The sequence below is a fragment of the Enterobacter sp. Cy-643 genome (assembly GCF_011752815.1).
In the GTDB taxonomy this organism is placed as follows: domain Bacteria; phylum Pseudomonadota; class Gammaproteobacteria; order Enterobacterales; family Enterobacteriaceae; genus Cedecea.
On sequence record NZ_VWWV01000001.1, the window covers coordinates 712,736 to 729,491 of the forward strand.

A 16,756-nucleotide genomic window follows, 5' to 3' on the forward strand; every position below is an offset into this window, starting at 1 on the left:
GGTAGTGGTCAGAGCCGCTGCTTTTCAGCGAGGTGGTTCTGACTGGCGGTGATAAAACCCTCAAGCAACAAACGCGATAGTGCATATTCGCTACTGTTCCATTCCGGATGCCACTGAACCCCGAGGGCAAAAGGATGATCGTGAACGCTCGCGGCCTCCACCAGACCATCCTGTGAACGCGCCTCGACGCGCAGCAGCGGACCCAGCGTTTTCGCTCCCTGGCCGTGTAATGAATTCACCCAAAACGTGTTGCAGCTTGGTATCAACTTCGAAAGCAATCCTCCCTCATGAATCTGGACTTCGTGTGATGGGGCATACTGCTGCTCCACCGGGAGTTCCGGATCTTCACGGTGCTCCAGAAACTCAGGACGATCGCTCAGGCGACGATACAGAGTCCCGCCGGTGGCGACAACAAGTTCCTGTAAACCCCGGCAGATGGCGAAAATGGGGATGCGCCTTTTGAGCCCGGCGGCGATAAGCGCCATGCTCAATTCATCACGCCCGGGGTCGGCGTCAGGCTCATCGCCATTTTCACCATAAAGGTGCGGCTGCACGTTGCTGGGGCTGCCCGGCAGGAAGATCCCGTCCAGTTTTGGCAGCAGCGCTTCCAGTAATTCTGGCTCTGCCAGCGCGTGGGGCAGGGCAATGGGTAAGCCGCCCGCATTCAATACCGCATTCAGGTACTTTTCCTGCAACGTTTGGGTCAGATGACCCTTAAGCCTGTTTCTACACATCACAACGCCGATTAACGGCTTGTCAAATATATCGACCATGATCAACCTCACATTATGGACTAAATTATTTCCAAACGATTCCTTGTTGGCCTTTTCCGTTCAATATTTTTTCAAATTAGCAGTGGTTTAACTGTCTTGCAAACTTAAATTAACATTTGACAAACATTTTGTTTCGCACCATTGTCGATAAGTGGACATTATATTTAACGGTCGACATCAGCGACCGGCATCCAACGCAACGGCGGTGAATCATGGAAACCAATATCGTAGAAGTTGAGAATTTTGTTCAGCATTCCGAAGAGAGACGAAGTAGCGCGTTTGCACGCGAAGTGAATACCTTCCTTGAACGTTATCCCAATACCCAATATGTCGACGTCCTGCTCACCGATCTGAACGGCTGCTTCCGGGGGAAACGCATTCCCGTGGCCGGGCTGCGTAAGGTAGAGAAAGGCTGTTACTTCCCGGCGTCCGTGTTTGCCATGGATATTCTCGGCAACGTAGTAGAAGAAGCCGGTCTGGGGCAGGAGCTGGGCGAGCCGGACCGCCGCTGCGTGCCGGTGCCGGGCACGCTGACCCCCTCCGCGGCAGATCCGGAATTTATCGGCCAGATGATGCTGACCATGCTGGATGAAGATGGCGCTCCCTTTGACGTTGAGCCGCGGAACGTGCTGAACCGACTCTGGCAGCAGCTGCGCCAGCGTGGGCTATTCCCCGTGGTAGCGGTAGAGCTGGAGTTCTATTTAATTGACCGTCAGCGCGACGCCGAGGGCTACCTGCAGCCGCCCTGCGCGCCGGGTACCGATGAACGTAATACCCAAAGCCAGGTTTACTCCGTTGATAACCTGAACCACTTTGCCGACGTGCTGACCGACATCGACGATCTGGCCCGCCTGCAGCTTATCCCTGCCGATGGCGCGGTCGCGGAAGCCTCGCCGGGGCAGTTTGAAATCAACCTGCACCATACCGATAACGTGCTGGATGCCTGCGATGATGCGCTGGCGTTAAAACGCCTGGTGCGAACTGTCGCCGAGAAGCATAAGATGCACGCCACTTTTATGGCGAAGCCGTATGAAGAGCACGCGGGCAGCGGAATGCACATCCACATTAGCGTGCTGAATAACAAAGGTGAAAACGTGCTGGCGGACGCCGACGGTGAAGACTCAGCGCTGCTGAAACGCGCGCTGGCGGGCATGATCCACCTGATGCCGTCGTCGATGGCGCTGCTGGCTCCGAACGTGAACTCATGGCGTCGCTTCCAGCCGGGGATGTATGTCCCGACTCAGGCTTCGTGGGGGCATAACAACCGCACCGTGGCGCTGCGCATTCCGTGCGGCGACAGGGATAACCACCGCGTTGAGTATCGCGTGGCGGGAGCGGATGCCAACCCGTATCTGGTAATGGCGACGATCCTGGCCGGGATTTTACACGGGCTGGATAACGACCTGCCGCTGCAGGAAGAGGTAGAAGGCAACGGACTGGAGCAGGAAGGGCTGCCGTTCCCGATCCGCCAGAGCGACGCGCTGTGGGAATTCACCCAGAACGATCATCTGCGCGACCTGCTGGGTGAGCGTTTCAGCCACGTTTTCCATGCGTGCAAGCACGATGAGCTGGTGCAGTTTGAGCGTTTAATCACAGAAACTGAAATTGAGTGGATGCTGAAAAACGCCTGAGTGTGGCGCCTGCCCGGCGAACCCTCCGTGGCCGGGCGCGCGAATAAATAAGTAGCATCATACGGACTGAGCGGAGCCAGGCCGGACGTTTTGCAGGGCAACCTGCCATTTCCCGAAGTCGCGTAATGGAGCGCGGGCGGCAACGGGTCTTCAGTTAACGACAATGTGTACGACGAGGAAATGAAATGATGCAGACGCAAATGTTTAAATATCCGCACGGCGAGGGCGAACGCTGCTGCCGTATTGATAACGACGGGCCAGCGGCCTGCGTGAACCCCATTGCCGTTCCCCGACAGTTACGATTAACCCCCAGGCTAAGCCGGTTTGCCCGAACGAACAACGTTTCGCAAACCTGTATCCGCGTGGGGGGACATCGTCATGGCGACTAATTCTTCCGCAGACATTGCTTCGCAGGCGGGAAAACCGCAGCTGCGTAAATCTCTGAAACTCTGGCAGGTGGTGGTGATGGGCCTGGCCTATCTCACGCCGATGTCGGTGTTTGATACCTTCGGGATTGTGTCCGGCATCAGCGACGGCCACGTTCCGGCATCCTACCTGCTTGCGCTGGCGGGGGTGCTGTTTACCGCCATCAGCTACGGCAAACTGGTACGCCAGTTCCCGCAGGCCGGGTCAGCCTATACCTACGCCCAAAAGGCCATTAGCCCGCACGTAGGTTTTATGGTGGGCTGGTCTTCGCTGCTGGATTATCTGTTCCTGCCGATGATTAACGTCCTGCTGGCAAAAATCTACCTTTCGGCGCTGTTCCCGGAAGTCCCGCCGTGGATTTGGGTAGTCGGTTTTGTCTGCATCCTGACGGCGGCGAACCTGAAGAGCGTCAATCTGGTGGCGAACTTCAATACTCTGTTTGTGCTGGTCCAAATTGCCATCATGGTAGTGTTTATCATTCTGGTGGTGCAGGGGCTGCATAAAGGTGAGGGCGTCGGCACCGTCTGGTCGCTGCAGCCGTTTATCAGCGAAAATGCGCACCTGATCCCGGTGATTACCGGCGCGACGATAGTCTGCTTCTCGTTCCTCGGCTTTGACGCGGTGACCACGCTGTCGGAAGAGACGCCCGATGCGGCGAGAACTATCCCGAAAGCCATTTTCCTGACCGCGGCCTACGGCGGGATTATGTTTATCGTTGCGTCGTTCTTTATGCAGCTATTTTTCCCGGACATCAGCCGCTTTAAAAACCCGGACGCGGCGCTGCCTGAAATTGCGCTCTACGTTGGCGGCAAGCTGTTCCAGTCGATTTTCCTCTGCACCACCTTTGTGAATACCCTGGCTTCCGGACTTGCCTCCCACGCCAGCGTTTCCCGCCTGCTTTATGTGATGGGGCGTGACAACGTCTTCCCGGAAAAATACTTCGGCTACGTGCACCCGAAATGGCGCACCCCGGCGCTGAACGTGATCATGGTCGGAGTAGTGGCCCTGTCCGCGCTGTTCTTTGACCTGGTGACGGCGACGGCGCTGATCAACTTCGGCGCGCTGGTGGCCTTTACCTTCGTGAATCTGTCGGTGTTTAACCACTTCTGGCGTCGCGAAGGCCGCAACAAAACCTGGCGCGAAAAGCTGCATTACCTCATTCTGCCGCTGATTGGCGCGGCGACGGTGGCGGTGCTGTGGGTGAACCTGGAAGTGACGTCCCTGACGCTGGGGCTGGTGTGGGCGGCGGTCGGTATTCTGTATCTGGCCTTCCTCACCCGGCGCTTCCGCAGGCCACCGCCGGTGTTTGACGCCACTAAGGCCGAACGCGCCTGGGAGTGAGGGAAGGTTGCGTTAGAGAAGATGAAGCCCGCTGAATTCAGGCGGGCTTTTCTCTATATTATGCTCACCCTCTTTGGATATATCCTTATCGGCAAAGAGAGTGGGCCGGTACGGACGGATAAATAATTGCTGTCTTAATTATTTCCCTGCAATAAATAACATCACGTTGCTGTTTCTATCAGCGAAAAATTAGCATTGCTTACTTCTTTGCTATGGCGAAGGTCAACACTGAAAACACCAATAAATTAATTTATCGGTCAGAGAGATAATAAATTATTTATTTCAATTCTGTGTGCGGTGTAACGTACCTCTCTGTTTTACGTGCTACTTTTTTCAGATCGTGTGAGGGGAGATAAAAATGGTCAAACGAATTGTTATTTGCTGCGATGGAACCGGCAATGAATTAAACCGGACAATGTCTAACGTTCTTAAGTTTTTTCGTATTCTGGACAAAAATACAGAGCAACAGGTTTTCTATACGCCGGGCGTGGGCACGGTTGGGCTGGATAATCCCTGGCAACGGTTTAAACAGCAGTGTCGGATGCTGCTGGGCCTGGGGGCCGGGTACGGTCTGGATAACGACGTACTCAAGGCCTACGATTTTTTGTGCCAGAACTGGCACAAAGGGGACAAAATATATTTGTTTGGATTCAGTCGCGGTGCTTATACGGTGAGAGTTTTGGCCGCGTTAGTGAATACTATCGGTATTATTCCGCCAGAACAGCGTAACCTGGCCGAATACGGCCTGACGGCCTACAAAAAAGCCAGCGACGACCATGCGGCTCAGAAGCCTGGTAATGACCTGCAGGATGCCTGGCTTTTTGGTCGTATTGCGGGGGGCCAACTCGCCAGAATCGAATTTATCGGCGTATGGGATACGGTCTCTTCCGTGATAGTTCCTCGCCGCGATCGCCTGCTGCCGGGAATACAAACGCTTCGCTTCACACGAACAAATCCGGCGGTGAAGTGTTTCCGACAGGCCATTTCCATCGATGAGCGGCGTCGTATGTTCCGCCTCAACCGCTGGATAGATCCGCAATCATACCGGCCTCATCCTTTCTCGAGTAGGAGGGAAATTGCTCAAGATATTCTGCAGGTCTGGTTCGCTGGTGTTCATGCTGATGTCGGCGGCGGATATCCTGAAAGCGAAAGCGGGCTTTCCAAATATCCGCTCATCTGGATGCTCGAAGAGGCGAAAAAGGCCGGACTGATCTATGACGAAAAGCTCTGTGAGGTCATCAGTCATGGTGGAGAACTGCCTCGGGGCCATGAAGTTTTTGTTCCCCCTAATGCTACCGGGATGCTCCATCGTTCCCTAAAGGGACTGTGGTGGATCCTCGAATACATTCCTAAAAATAAACGCTGGCGAGAATGGGACACTTCCGGCCCCACTTTTCTGGGGTATTACCTACCGCTGGGCGAACCTCGCGTCATTCCGCCGGATTCGCTGATACATGCTTCGGTTCGGGATAGGATGGAGAAGGATCCAGATTACCGCCCGATAAACCTTAAAGATTCTTATCGATTTACCGATGAAGATGGATCAGATCCGCAGTGCGAGGAGAGCACCGATGCAATTCATTGACAGAAAGCTAGTTCCTCCCCCTGAGGCATTGCGGGGCGATAAGCTTTTTAGTAACGGGGAGGCGCTGTGGCGATTTTTGCAGCTTGATCCCGATAGACGAGCACAAACTCGCGTCCCACAAAGCGGTGCTCCGTCTGACCGTTATGCCAGTATGCTGCCTGCACTGTTCACACTTTTTCATGGACGCTGTGCGTTTTGTGAATCCCGAGCATCAAGGCCACAAATACACTATTTCCGCCCTGTGAACGGCGTTGATTCCGACGACGAGCTGGTAGATAGTCATATTTATTATTCCTGGCTGGCAAACGCGTGGCAGAATATCTATCTGACTTGTGCCGAGTGTAACGTGCATGGACGTAACTATTTCCCGGTGCAGGGGGCGAGAGTGCCGATCCCTTCCCACGAGAAGTATCTGCAATATCTGAAAAACGGCACGGGCCTCTGGCCGAACTGGCCGCCTGAAGAGAAAGCGCTGGTATTAGATCCCTGTAAACGGCAGAACTTTTACACGCATTTTTCGGTGGAAACGGGAGGCAGACTCATTGCCCTCTCTGAAGCCGGAAATGAAACTATCTACACTTTTGGCCTTAATCGAAGGAAGCTGATTAAACAGAGGGAAATTTGTTTTAACCAGTATCTTGAAGGTATTACCCACGCAATTAAGACTTCGTCGTCCACTGGGCTTAAAGAGCTCTTCAATTTTTCAGCGCTTGAATTTGGCGGCAGCTGGTATTTGTTATTGCGGCGGCTGGCGGAAAAAATTGGTACGCGCAAAGGGCCAAAACCGATCCTTTCCCCCACCAGAATTAGCCGCCTGTTTTTACCGCTGCTTAAAGAGTCGCGAGGGCTGGAATGGTTTAATGACGCGGTAAGGGAGAGCCAGCGTGAAGAGCCCTTGCCGTATGGCGAATTCAGTGAGGAGGATATCCATGAGGCAAAACATGCACGCATAAACGAGGTCGCTTTTGAAAATTTCAAATCGCTACAAAAAATAACGCTAGCTATCCCGCCCGCTGCGACAGACGACGATGGTTCGCCGATGGCGTCTGCAGTGCTGATTCTTGGCGAAAACGCCACCGGGAAAAGCTCAATCCTTGAGGGGATTGCGTTGGCGTTGACGACAGAAGTGGCAAGAAAAAAACTCTCTCTTTACTGGCGTAGCTATGTGCTGAATCCGCAGTTCATGGGAGGAGGGCCGGGGCAAGATTCTGATATTGCTCATGTGAGTATTCGTAGTTCAGAGCAGCAGCTCCTCAACATGACGCTCAAAAAGGGCAGCTATGAGATTTTATCGGAGCCTGGCTTCAGTGTTGGGCCAGTCTTTGCCTATGGCGCTTTTCGGCATTATCAGCATAAGCGGCGACGCTATACCGTCGATCACCCGGTGAGAAATCTTTTTGATGGTAACCTGCTTGGCAACCCGCAGACCTGGCTGCTCGGGCTTGAAAAAAAGACCTTCGATATAGTGATCCGTGCGTTACGAGATGTGCTGGCAATAGAAGGTGATTTTGACGTGGTAGAACGCGATGCGGAGGTCTGCTATATCGTTACCCTGATGGCCCAACATGTCGGTAAGCCAGTTAAAATCCGCACTCCGCTGAATATTGTTTCATCGGGATTTCGTTCCGTACTGGCGATGGTTTGCGACATTATGGCCGGGTTGATGAATTCAGAATATAACCCCAACTTCAAAGCGCTTGATAGCGCGACGGGCGTGGTGTTGATTGACGAAGTTGAGGCGCATCTTCATCCCCGCTGGAAAATGCAAATAATGAAGGGGTTGCGCCGGGCGCTGCCAAACATGACTTTTATTGCCACGACGCACGATCCGCTTTGCCTGCGGGGTATGAGTAAGGGTGAAGTGGTTGTCCTGCAAAAAAGAGTGAATGATTTTTCACCTCAGGATAATCAATTACCTACGACAGTTCAGATGTTAACGGATTTACCCGATATCGATACTCTGCGTGTCGATCAGCTTCTTACGGCCGATTTTTTCCAGCTCTATTCCACCGTTGAACCGAAAATAAACCAGCAGATGGCTCATGTAGCAGATCTGCTGGCAAAGGCACAGCAAGGCACCCCACTGAATGACGTAGAGAAGCAAGCGCTTAGCGCATTTGAGGCAGATATTGCTTCTGCCATGCCCGTGGGGACATCGGAAGCACATCGTCTGGTGCAGGAAGCTGTGGCGAAGTATTTGCAGGAGCGACATCGTGATACTCCGCAGCTGCGGGAGAGCACAAGAGACAAGATTGTTGATATTTTGAAGCAGGTGCTGCAATGAGAAAGGTCATTCGCACGCGAGAACAGATGTTAGCCCCCGCAGCCCTGGACGCTAAGAGTAGAGACGGGACCACAGAGCTGGAACGTTCGAGGGCTCATTATAAGAAGCCAGGAAAAAAAGAGAGCTTTGACTTTGTCACCTATAAAGCCGACGAGGTGAAATGGCGGCTCAACGCGCTCTTTCATTATAAATGCGCCTATTGTGAGAGTTTCTTTTCTGCCTCGGCACCGGTAGATATTGAGCATTATCGCCCCAAAAGTGCCGTTAGCGAAGATGCCACTCATCCGGGGTACTGGTGGCTGGCAATGGACTGGGATAATCTTCTGCCAAGCTGCATTGACTGTAACCGCAAGCGCAAACAGCAGCTTGTTGATGGGTCGACAGAGCTGAGCGTACTCCTTGCCCGCCAGAGGCAATCACGTCATTCGTCAGGTAAGAAGGACAGTTTTCCCGTTGTCTCCGGCGGGGCGAGACTTTTGCCAGAAAATAAAAACTATGCGACTGAGTTGCCATTATTGCTCAATCCTTATTTTGATAACCCCGACGAACATATACGCTTTGTCAGCGTAGGTAATCCACCGGTGAGTCTGGCTATCCCTGTAGGAGAGGGTTCAATCGAACGTGGTGCCGCCTCAATTCATATCTACGGTCTTAATCGTCTTGGCCTTGTGCAGGACAGGACGCGTTATCTGCGTAGGCTGGTCTTTTTAGGTGAAATGCTGATTTCTCTCGGGGAGCTTGTCGAGGAGATTGAAGCTACTCCGATTTCTGATGAAATTAAGGAAAGCATTACTCGCAAACTGGAACTGCTTATGACATGGACGGGCGAGGAGATGAAGCAAATGACCGCAGCGGATCAACCCTATTCGGTCATGGCCAAAACTTGGGTGAGCGAGTTTAAAGCGAAGATAGCTGGGCGCGAATAACATGTCAGACCGTGCAGTCGGGATAGCATTCTGCGGATAATAAAAAAGCAAAAAGCCCGCTTAGTTTCCTAAGCAAGCTTCTTAAATATGGCTCCTCTGACTGGACTCGAACCAGTGACATACGGATTAACAGTCCGCCGTTCTACCGACTGAACTACAGAGGAATCGTGTGAACGGGGCGAATACTAACGGCGTGAGTCCGGGTTGTCAAAGGCTGTTTTGGTGAAATGCGTTCAACTGCCGATTAATCCAGCAAATCAATGAAGAAGGCCGCAAACGCGGCCTTAAATGGTTACTGCTTGCACAGCGGGCTAACGGGCTGCGTGGCGGCTTCAAGCCACTGGCGAGTTTCTTCATTCACCCGTGGGGATAACGTTTGCCGCACCTGCCGGTGGTAATCGTCCAGCCAGGCGATGTCCTGCGGGCTGAGCAAATCCACGTCGACGGCTGACAGATCGATAGGGATCAGCGTCAGCGATGAGAATTTGCAGAAGCCAGGCCGGGAGGCAACGACCTCGACTTGGTTTTCGATGCGGATCCCGTGGCTGTCCGCCTGGTAATAACCCGGTTCGATGGTGAGGATGTTGCCCGGCAGCATCGGCCACGGGTTCACCTTTTTCGCCATGCGGTGCGGGTTTTCGTGGATCATCAGCCGGTGGCCAACGCCGTGCCCGGTGCCGTGGTCGTAGTCCAGTCCCAGCTCCCAGAGCGGAGCGCGGGCAAAGGCATCGAGCTGGTGGCCCTGAGTCCCCTGCGGGAACTGCAGCGAGATCAGCGCCAGGAAGCCTTTGAGTACCGCGGTGTAGTGCAGGCGTCGGGTTGAGTCCAGCTCGCCAAAGCTGAGCGTGCGGGTGGCGTCCGTCGTGCCGTTGATATACTGCCCGCCGGAATCATTGAGGTAGAACTGCGCGTGGGTGAGGGCGAAATTCGTGTCCGGTGAAGAGTGGTAGTGGCACATCGCGGCGTTGCTGCCTGCTGCAGAAATGGTGCTAAAGCTTTGCTCGGTAAAGGTGGAACCCTGCTGGCGGAAGCTTAGCTGTTTCTCCTGGGCTTCCAGCTCGGTAATCGGGTTGCCTGCGGCTTCGCGGCGCGGTACTTCTCGGGTCAGCCAGGCAAGGAAATTCACCCAGGCTACGCCGTCTTCGATATGGCTGTCGCGGTAGCCTGCCAGCTCGGTCTCGTTCTTATTGGCTTTGATAAGCGTGACGGGATCCGGCGCCCACAGTACGCTGCCCCCGCCTTGCTCTACCGCAAAGCGGACCGCAACTGGCGCCGAGTCCGCGTCGATGAGGATATGTTTCCCGGTCGCTAGCTGCTGGCAGCGGGAAAGGAAATCACTCATTGGGCGGATAGTGATGCCGTTGAGCCAGGCTTTGTCCAGGTTCCGCAGTTTTTCTTCCGCTACAAACCATTCAATGTCACCCCTGGCGCTCAACAGTGCGAAGGAGTGCGGCACCGGGCTCATCGGAATGTCCGAGCCACGTACGTTCAGCAGCCAGGCGATATTGTCCGGCTGCGTCAGCGCCAGATAATCGGCTCCGGCGGAGCTCAGCGCCTGGGCGATCCGCTCACGCTTTGAGGCGGAGCTTTCGCCGCTGATTTCGTCCGGCATGGCGATAATTTCCCCGCAGGGTGCTGCCGGGCGATCGGGCCAGATAGCATCAAGCGGATCGTCATCCACTGCCACCAGATCGCAGCCGCTGGTACGCAGGTTTTCGAACTGACTGTTGACCATCAGCAGCGGTTCGAAGGCGATACGTTTGCCCGCGGGAAGGTTGTCCCGAAGCCAAAGGTGAAGCGGCTCGTCGTGCAGATGATGAATCTCGAACTCTGCCAGATTCACCTGATGGCGAGCCTGAACCTGGTAGCGTCCGTCCACAAACAGCAGGGCGCGATCGGCAAGCACTAACGCCAGCCCGGCGGAACCGGTAAAGCCGCTGATAAACTCGAGCTTATTGTCATGAGGTGCACAGTATTCGCTCTGATGGGCATCGGCGCGCGGCACGATGATCCCATCCAGCTCGCGCTCCCGGAGCAGCGCCCGCAGGGCGCCGAGTGATGAAGTGTGTGGCATCCAGATTCCTTATTATTTTTGTTAACGGAACGGCGGTTCATTGAAGGTACGCAGCTTGCGCGAGTGCAGCTTTTCACCTTCGGCACGCAGCAAATCAATGGCCCGAATGCCAATCTGCAGGTGCTCGGAAATCGCCCCTTCATAGAAACGGTTGGCCTGGCCCGGCAGCTTGATTTCGCCGTGCAAGGGTTTGTCTGAAACGCACAGCAGCGTGCCGTAAGGCACCCGGAAGCGATAACCCTGTGCGGCAATCGTCGCACTTTCCATATCGATAGCCACCGCGCGGCTGAGGTTGAAGCGCAGCGCAGAAGCCGAATAACGAAGCTCCCAGTTGCGGTCATCGGTAGTGACCACCGTGCCGGTGCGCAGGCGCTGTTTAACTTCTTCGCCAGGCATCCCGCTTACCTGTTTGGTGGCGTCATAAAGGGCGCGCTGCACCTCGGCGATGCTTGGAATAGGAATATCCGGCGGCAGCACCGCGTCCAGAACGTGATCGTCACGCAGGTAGGCATGAGCCAGTACGTAGTCGCCAATCTGCTGGCTTTCACGCAGGCCGCCGCAGTGGCCAATCATCAGCCATGCATCCGGGCGCAGCACCGCGAGGTGGTCGCAGATGGTTTTGGCATTGGACGGGCCTACGCCGATGTTAATCAGCGTAATGCCGCTGCCGTTTTTATCGATCAGATGCCAGGCCGGCATCTGATGTTTCTTCCACGCCAGATCGGAAATCGCTGCTTCCGGGGCTTCGGTTTCGGCGGTCAGCCAGGTGCCTCCGGCGCAGGACAGGGCGATATACGGGCTGTCCGGGTCGAGGATTTGCTGGCAGCCCCAGCGGACAAACTCGTCCACGTAGCGGGTGTAGTTGGTGAACAGTACGAAAGGCTGGAAGTGCTCCACCGGCGTGCCGGTGTAGTGGCGCAGGCGAGCCAGCGAGAAATCAACCCGGCGGGCGTCAAAGTGCGACAGCGGCCAGGCTTCCGTCGGATGGAACAGGCCATCGGCGGTTTCATCGCCAATTTGCGACAGCTCGGTGGTCGGGAAATGGCGCGTCAGCCCGGCGCTCATCGTGCGGTCGAGGTTCAGGCCGTCAATCACATAAGGATAAGGGATCTCATGCTGAGAAGGGCCAACCTCAATGTGCACGCCATAGTCTTCGCACAGCAGGCTCAATTGTTCGTGCAGGTAGCTCTTAAACAGTGCGGGGCGAGTCACCGTGGTGGTGTAGCTGCCGGAGTGGGTAAAGCGGGCGTAGGAGCGGGTATTTTTGGGGCCACGGGGAACGCCGTCCCAGCTCACCCGCAGTTCCGGGTAGACAAACAGCCCGTCGGAACGCGCGTCTACGTCCGGCAGCGTACCGTGTTGGGTGTAGAGGGCAATCGCATCGCGAAGGGCGGTTACCGAGTTTTCGTACAGTGCTTCCAGCTTGTCCAGGGCTTCAGCAGGCGTCAGCCCCTGGCACACAACGTTATTATTCATTGATTCTCCTTTACCGGTTCTCGCCGGGTTAGTGTCTCAGTATGTCATGCCGGGCGCAGAACGGAAGCGGAAGACGGGAAGAGTTGCGAGCCTCATAAAAAATTCATCGCAAAAAAATGAATACCCGCGCAGAGACTGCCGATAACCCCATTGATACCCGAGCTTGATGGGATAACGACAATAACGATGAGGGGAACGACATGGGAATGTTAAAGAATTTTACCGTACGCCGGGTGCTGCTCACCGTGCTGGGGCTGTTTTGCCTGCTGTGGTCAGCCGTGGGCGTGTTTACCGTTTATTCGCTGGCGAAGCTGGGGGACGGCAACGCCGTTGACCATCAGCTGGTGTCGCAGATGACGATACTCAGCAAAGGTAACGACCAGTATTTTCGCTTTATTACCCGCCTTTCGCGCGTGATGGAGGCGAAGGCGGCCGGGGAAAATGCCGACTTTAAACCCGTGCAGGAAGCGCTGGATAACATGAAAAGCGAGCTTGAGCGCCTGAAGAGCGTTTCGCCTGGGCCAATGGATCCGGCCGTTTCCGCCGACGTGATCGAAAAATGGCAGCAGCTTTTAGATAGCGGCGTGGCGGTGCAGATGCAGCTTGCCCGGCAGGGGAGCGCGGCGGATTATCGCCAGCAGGCGACCCAGGTCACGCCGCCGCTCAGCCGCGCTTTTGGGGCCAGCAGCAGCAAGTTTACCGCCGTGGCAGAAGAACGGCTGGACCGGACGCGGGTTGCCGTGGACTCGCTGACTCGCCTGATGAAAGTCACCGTGCTGGTGGCTATCGTGATTGGGCTGCTGATCCTGCTGTTTACCGATCGCTATCTGGTGAACCTGCTGGTGAAACCGCTGGACCGCATTCGGGATCATTTCTCGGTCATTGCGAAAGGCGACCTCAGCCATCCGGTGGAGGACTTTGGGCGGAACTGCGTCGGCAAACTGTTCCCGCTGCTGGCCGAGATGCAGGGCAGCCTACGTGATGCGGTGAGCGCGATTCGCAGCGGCACGGAGAACATTTATCGTGGTTCGGCGGAGATTTCGTCCGGCAATAACGATCTCTCTTCACGCACCGAAGAGCAGGCCGCCGCGCTGGAAGAAACCGCCGCCAGCATGGAGCAGCTCACGGCCACGGTCAAATTCAACGCCGAGAATGCCCGCCAGGCCAGCAGCATTGCGGAGAAAGCCTCACAAACCGCCAGCCGCAGCGGCAAGCTGGTGGGTGACGTGGTGGTGACAATGGAAGGGATCTCCGACAGCTCCCGCAAAATCAGCGAAATCACCAGCGTCATCAACAGTATTGCCTTCCAGACCAACATTCTGGCACTAAACGCTGCCGTTGAGGCCGCCCGCGCAGGTGAACAGGGCAGAGGTTTTGCGGTGGTAGCGGGGGAAGTGCGCAACCTCGCCAGCCGCAGCGCGGGCGCGGCGAAAGAGATTGAAACGCTGATTGCCGATTCGGTAAACCGGGTGAACAGCGGTGCGGCGCTGGTGAACGAGGCGGGCAATACTATGAAAGAGGTGCTGAAGGCAGTCTCTGACACGACGCAAATTATGAAGCAAATTGCCTCGGCGACGGATGAGCAGAGTAAAGGCATTTCTCAGGTGAGCGTGGCGGTCAGCGAAATGGACAGCGTGACGCAGCAAAACGCCGCGCTGGTGGAGCAGATCTCGGCGGCGGCGGCGGCGCTTGAAGGCCAGACTGAAATGTTGCAAAAAGCGGTGGCGCGTTTCCGCCTGTCCGGGCGTGAAGAACGGGTCAGCGTGGAAACGAAGGTCAAACCTCAGGCAAAAGCCGCCACTGCCACCGCGGCAGGAGATGACTGGGTCACGTTTTAAGCTTCGATAGCGGGCAGGGTGCGCATCGCGTTTTCGCAGCGCGCCTTGACCGCTTCGTGCAGCAACCGCACCGTGGTTGACAGCTGCTTACGGTGCGGGCAAATCAGATTCAGCGGAATACTGTCCCCTTCATACTGCGGCAGCAGCAGCTTTAAGCGGCCTGCCTGCACATCTTCGCTGACATCCAGCCAGGATTTGTAGGTAATGCCTTCGCCTTTTACCGCCAGCCGGTGAATGACTTCTGCATCATCGCTCATCATCGAACCTTTCACCGCCACCTGCTGCATTTTGCCGTGCAAATTGAACGACCAGCTATTGTGCACCCGCCCGCGAAGCACAAACGTCAGCGCATTGTGCTGGGCCAGGTCGGCAAGGGTTTGCGGTTCGCCAAAGCGTGCCAGATAGGCGGGAGAAGCAACGAGCACGCGCCGGTTTTCTGGTGCGACCGGCAGGGAGATATACGACGCATCATCATTGTTGCCGTAGCGAAAGGCCACATCCACCGGATCTTTAAACACATCGGTTATCCGATCGGAAAACAGAAGCTTCAGGCTTAGCGCCGGGTAAGTACTGCGAAATCGCTGAAAAACATCCAGCAGGAGGTTGCGCCCAAGATCCGAAGGCACAGCGATTTGTAACGTGCCGCGTACTTCGTCGCTGGGAGGCTGGATCTGCTCATACCCGGCATCCAGCGTCTGCAGCACCTGCTGGGCGTAAGGCAGCCAGGATTCACCTTCGGGGGTCAGGCGCAGGCTGCGCGTTGAGCGAGCGAACAGGCGAATATTGAGGTTCTGCTCCAGGCGCTTAATGGCGGTGCTGACCTGGGCCGGCTGCAGCCCGGCTTCCCTGGCGGTATCGCTAAAACTGTTTAACGCCGCCGCCCTGACAAACAGCGCAAGGTCTTCCAGCCTGAGCATTTTCACTCTCCGAGTATAAGTGTTGTTTCCTGACGCCGGTTTTTCACCTGCAGCGCACCTTGTACCATGATTTTACTCAATTGATGAACCTATTACCTTATGGGAGCTGCTATGAAAGCTATTGCTATTACCCGCGACGCAAAAGACGGCAACAATATTGATGCGCTACAGGACATCACGCTGCCGAAACCCGTTGCTCAGGGGCACGACATTCTGGTGGCGGTGAACGCTATTTCCGTGAACCCCGTTGATACCAAAGTTCGCAGTGGCTTTAGCGGCGACGCGCCTCGGGTACTGGGCTGGGACGCCGTGGGTACAGTCGTTGAAGTGGGTGAAGCCGTCACGCTGTTTAAGCCCGGCGATGCCGTGTGGTACGCCGGGGCGCTGACTCGCCCGGGCAGCAACAGCGAATTTCAGCTGGTAGATGAGCGTATTGCGGCATTCAAACCTAAGTCCGTGGAAAATGCCGCTGCTGCCGCATTACCGCTGACGGCAATCACCGCGTGGGAAATGCTTTTCGACCGCCTGGGTATTCAGGAAAACGGCAGCGAAGAGGCCGTGCTGCTGATTGTGGGCGCGGCCGGTGGCGTGGGATCAATTCTGACCCAGCTTGCCCGCAGGCTGACAAAAGCCACCGTGATTGGCACCGCGTCTCGCCCGGAAAGTCAAAAGTGGGTGAGCGAACTCGGCGCCCACCACGTTATCGACCACAGCCAGCCTCTGACGGAAGAATTACAGCGTATTGGCGTGAAACACGTTACGCACGTTGCCAGCCTGACCAATACCGAGCAACATTATGCCCAGCTGATTGAGGCGCTCATCCCGCAGGGGAAGTTTGCGCTGATTGATGACCCGGCAGCGCTGGACGTGCGTGCGCTGAAGGCCAAAAGTATTTCGCTGCACTGGGAGTTTATGTTTACCCGCTCGATGTTCGTCACCAGCGATATTATTGAGCAGCATAATCTGCTGACGCGCGTGGCCGCGCTTATCGACCAGGGTGTTTTAAGCACTACGCTCGGCGAACACTATGGCACAATTAACGCGGATAACCTTCGCCGCGCCCATGCGCTGCTGGAAACCGGGCGCGCGGTGGGCAAAATCGTGCTGGAGGGATTCTGATATGGCAACCACAGAAACCCTGACGATAATTGCCATGCTGAAGGCGAAGGCCGGGCAGCAGGATAACCTTAAAGCCGCGCTGAAAGCGCTGGGCGCGCCGAGCCGCCTTGAGCCTGGGTGCCTCGACTACACGCTGTTTCAGCTTCAACAAGAGCCGGATACATTTTTCGTACGCGAATCATGGCGAGGCCAGCAGGCGCTCGACCTGCACAATTCACTGCCTCATTTCCAGGCATTTGTGAAACAGATGGACGGGCTGCTGGCGGAACCGCTGAAACTGGTACCGCTGGACGAAGTTGCCGTTTAATTATTACGTGCAGCGGCCTGGCAGGCCGCTGCAAAACACAAAAACTTATTCAGGAAAAA

At 55.6% G+C, this 16,756-nt stretch carries 13 protein-coding genes and 1 tRNA gene; 9 read left to right on the forward strand and 5 right to left on the reverse strand.

What is annotated here, in order from left to right; all coding sequences use genetic code 11:
• Positions 1-8: 8 nt before the first annotated feature.
• Entirely contained in the window at positions 9-773 is a 765-nt protein-coding gene (gene puuD, locus F3J29_RS03285) for a gamma-glutamyl-gamma-aminobutyrate hydrolase (protein ID WP_166862984.1), read from the reverse strand.
• Between the two features lie 212 nt (positions 774-985).
• Here puuD and F3J29_RS03290 point away from each other — a divergent pair, with 212 nt between their 5' ends.
• The 6 genes from F3J29_RS03290 to F3J29_RS03315 all read left to right on the forward strand — a co-directional run bounded on the left by F3J29_RS03290 (position 986) and on the right by F3J29_RS03315 (position 8,966).
• Complete coding sequence (locus tag F3J29_RS03290; RefSeq protein WP_166862986.1) at positions 986-2,404, forward strand: glutamine synthetase family protein; 1,419 nt, start codon at positions 986-988, stop codon at positions 2,402-2,404.
• A 185-nt stretch (positions 2,405-2,589) separates the two neighbouring features.
• Complete coding sequence (locus tag F3J29_RS03295; protein WP_166862988.1) at positions 2,590-2,793, forward strand: hypothetical protein; 204 nt, start codon at positions 2,590-2,592, stop codon at positions 2,791-2,793.
• Positions 2,783-4,171, forward strand: coding sequence for an APC family permease (locus F3J29_RS03300; protein ID WP_166862990.1), 1,389 nt, complete (start codon positions 2,783-2,785; stop codon positions 4,169-4,171). Before F3J29_RS03295 ends, F3J29_RS03300 begins: the two co-directional genes overlap by 11 nt.
• A 358-nt stretch (positions 4,172-4,529) precedes the next feature.
• Positions 4,530-5,756, forward strand: a complete 1,227-nt coding sequence (locus tag F3J29_RS03305) for a T6SS phospholipase effector Tle1-like catalytic domain-containing protein (RefSeq protein WP_166862992.1) — start codon at positions 4,530-4,532, stop codon at positions 5,754-5,756.
• Positions 5,743-8,040 carry an AAA family ATPase gene (locus F3J29_RS03310; RefSeq protein ID WP_166862994.1) on the forward strand — a complete coding sequence of 766 codons (2,298 nt, stop codon included), beginning with the start codon at positions 5,743-5,745 and terminating at the stop codon, positions 8,038-8,040. Before F3J29_RS03305 ends, F3J29_RS03310 begins: the two co-directional genes overlap by 14 nt.
• The gene (locus F3J29_RS03315; protein ID WP_286175126.1) at positions 8,037-8,966 is read left to right on the forward strand and encodes an HNH endonuclease; all 930 of its coding nucleotides are present in this window, start codon (positions 8,037-8,039) and stop codon (positions 8,964-8,966) included. Before F3J29_RS03310 ends, F3J29_RS03315 begins: the two co-directional genes overlap by 4 nt.
• A gap of 88 nt (positions 8,967-9,054) precedes the next feature.
• Here the strand turns inward: F3J29_RS03315 and F3J29_RS03320 are convergent.
• The 3 genes from F3J29_RS03320 to F3J29_RS03330 form a co-directional block, all read right to left on the reverse strand.
• A tRNA-Asn gene (locus F3J29_RS03320) sits at positions 9,055-9,130 on the reverse strand.
• Positions 9,131-9,258: 128 nt separating this feature from the next.
• The gene (locus F3J29_RS03325; protein ID WP_166862996.1) at positions 9,259-11,040 is read right to left on the reverse strand and encodes an aminopeptidase P family protein; all 1,782 of its coding nucleotides are present in this window, start codon (positions 11,038-11,040) and stop codon (positions 9,259-9,261) included.
• 21 nt (positions 11,041-11,061) lie between these two features.
• Positions 11,062-12,516 carry an AMP nucleosidase gene (locus F3J29_RS03330; protein WP_166862998.1) on the reverse strand — a complete coding sequence of 485 codons (1,455 nt, stop codon included), beginning with the start codon at positions 12,514-12,516 and terminating at the stop codon, positions 11,062-11,064.
• Between the two features lie 200 nt (positions 12,517-12,716).
• Between F3J29_RS03330 and F3J29_RS03335 the strand changes: the two genes are divergently transcribed.
• A complete protein-coding gene (locus F3J29_RS03335) occupies positions 12,717-14,354 on the forward strand; it encodes a methyl-accepting chemotaxis protein (protein ID WP_166863000.1) in 1,638 nt (545 codons plus the stop codon).
• On the opposite strand, the gene F3J29_RS03340 is transcribed toward F3J29_RS03335, so the two are convergent.
• A complete protein-coding gene (locus F3J29_RS03340; RefSeq protein ID WP_166863002.1) occupies positions 14,351-15,271 on the reverse strand; it encodes a LysR family transcriptional regulator in 921 nt (306 codons plus the stop codon). The genes F3J29_RS03335 and F3J29_RS03340 overlap by 4 nt on opposite strands.
• 111 nt (positions 15,272-15,382) lie before the next feature.
• Between F3J29_RS03340 and F3J29_RS03345 the strand changes: the two genes are divergently transcribed.
• Together F3J29_RS03345 and F3J29_RS03350 are read left to right on the forward strand one after the other, a co-directional pair.
• On the forward strand, positions 15,383-16,390 hold the full coding sequence (locus F3J29_RS03345) for a zinc-binding alcohol dehydrogenase family protein (RefSeq protein WP_166863004.1): 1,008 nt from the start codon (positions 15,383-15,385) through the stop codon (positions 16,388-16,390).
• A 1-nt stretch (position 16,391) separates the two neighbouring features.
• Complete coding sequence (locus F3J29_RS03350) at positions 16,392-16,697, forward strand: putative quinol monooxygenase (protein ID WP_166863006.1); 306 nt, start codon at positions 16,392-16,394, stop codon at positions 16,695-16,697.
• The last annotated feature ends 59 nt before the right edge of the window (positions 16,698-16,756 follow it).

Excerpts from the sequence above, each read along its gene's own strand:
- F3J29_RS03345 (WP_166863004.1), top strand. The coding sequence starts at position 15,383 with ATGAAAGCTATTGCTATTACCCGCGACGCAAAAGACGGCAACAATATT.
- F3J29_RS03340 (WP_166863002.1), bottom strand. The coding sequence starts at position 15,271 with ATGCTCAGGCTGGAAGACCTTGCGCTGTTTGTCAGGGCGGCGGCGTTA.
- F3J29_RS03325 (WP_166862996.1), bottom strand. The coding sequence starts at position 11,040 with ATGCCACACACTTCATCACTCGGCGCCCTGCGGGCGCTGCTCCGGGAG.
- F3J29_RS03300 (WP_166862990.1), top strand. The coding sequence starts at position 2,783 with ATGGCGACTAATTCTTCCGCAGACATTGCTTCGCAGGCGGGAAAACCG.
- F3J29_RS03310 (WP_166862994.1), top strand. The coding sequence starts at position 5,743 with ATGCAATTCATTGACAGAAAGCTAGTTCCTCCCCCTGAGGCATTGCGG.
- F3J29_RS03305 (WP_166862992.1), top strand. The coding sequence starts at position 4,530 with ATGGTCAAACGAATTGTTATTTGCTGCGATGGAACCGGCAATGAATTA.
- F3J29_RS03315 (WP_286175126.1), top strand. The coding sequence starts at position 8,037 with ATGAGAAAGGTCATTCGCACGCGAGAACAGATGTTAGCCCCCGCAGCC.
- F3J29_RS03295 (WP_166862988.1), top strand. The coding sequence starts at position 2,590 with ATGATGCAGACGCAAATGTTTAAATATCCGCACGGCGAGGGCGAACGC.
- F3J29_RS03290 (WP_166862986.1), top strand. The coding sequence starts at position 986 with ATGGAAACCAATATCGTAGAAGTTGAGAATTTTGTTCAGCATTCCGAA.
- puuD (WP_166862984.1), bottom strand. The coding sequence starts at position 773 with ATGGTCGATATATTTGACAAGCCGTTAATCGGCGTTGTGATGTGTAGA.
- F3J29_RS03330 (WP_166862998.1), bottom strand. The coding sequence starts at position 12,516 with ATGAATAATAACGTTGTGTGCCAGGGGCTGACGCCTGCTGAAGCCCTG.
- F3J29_RS03335 (WP_166863000.1), top strand. The coding sequence starts at position 12,717 with ATGGGAATGTTAAAGAATTTTACCGTACGCCGGGTGCTGCTCACCGTG.
- F3J29_RS03350 (WP_166863006.1), top strand. The coding sequence starts at position 16,392 with ATGGCAACCACAGAAACCCTGACGATAATTGCCATGCTGAAGGCGAAG.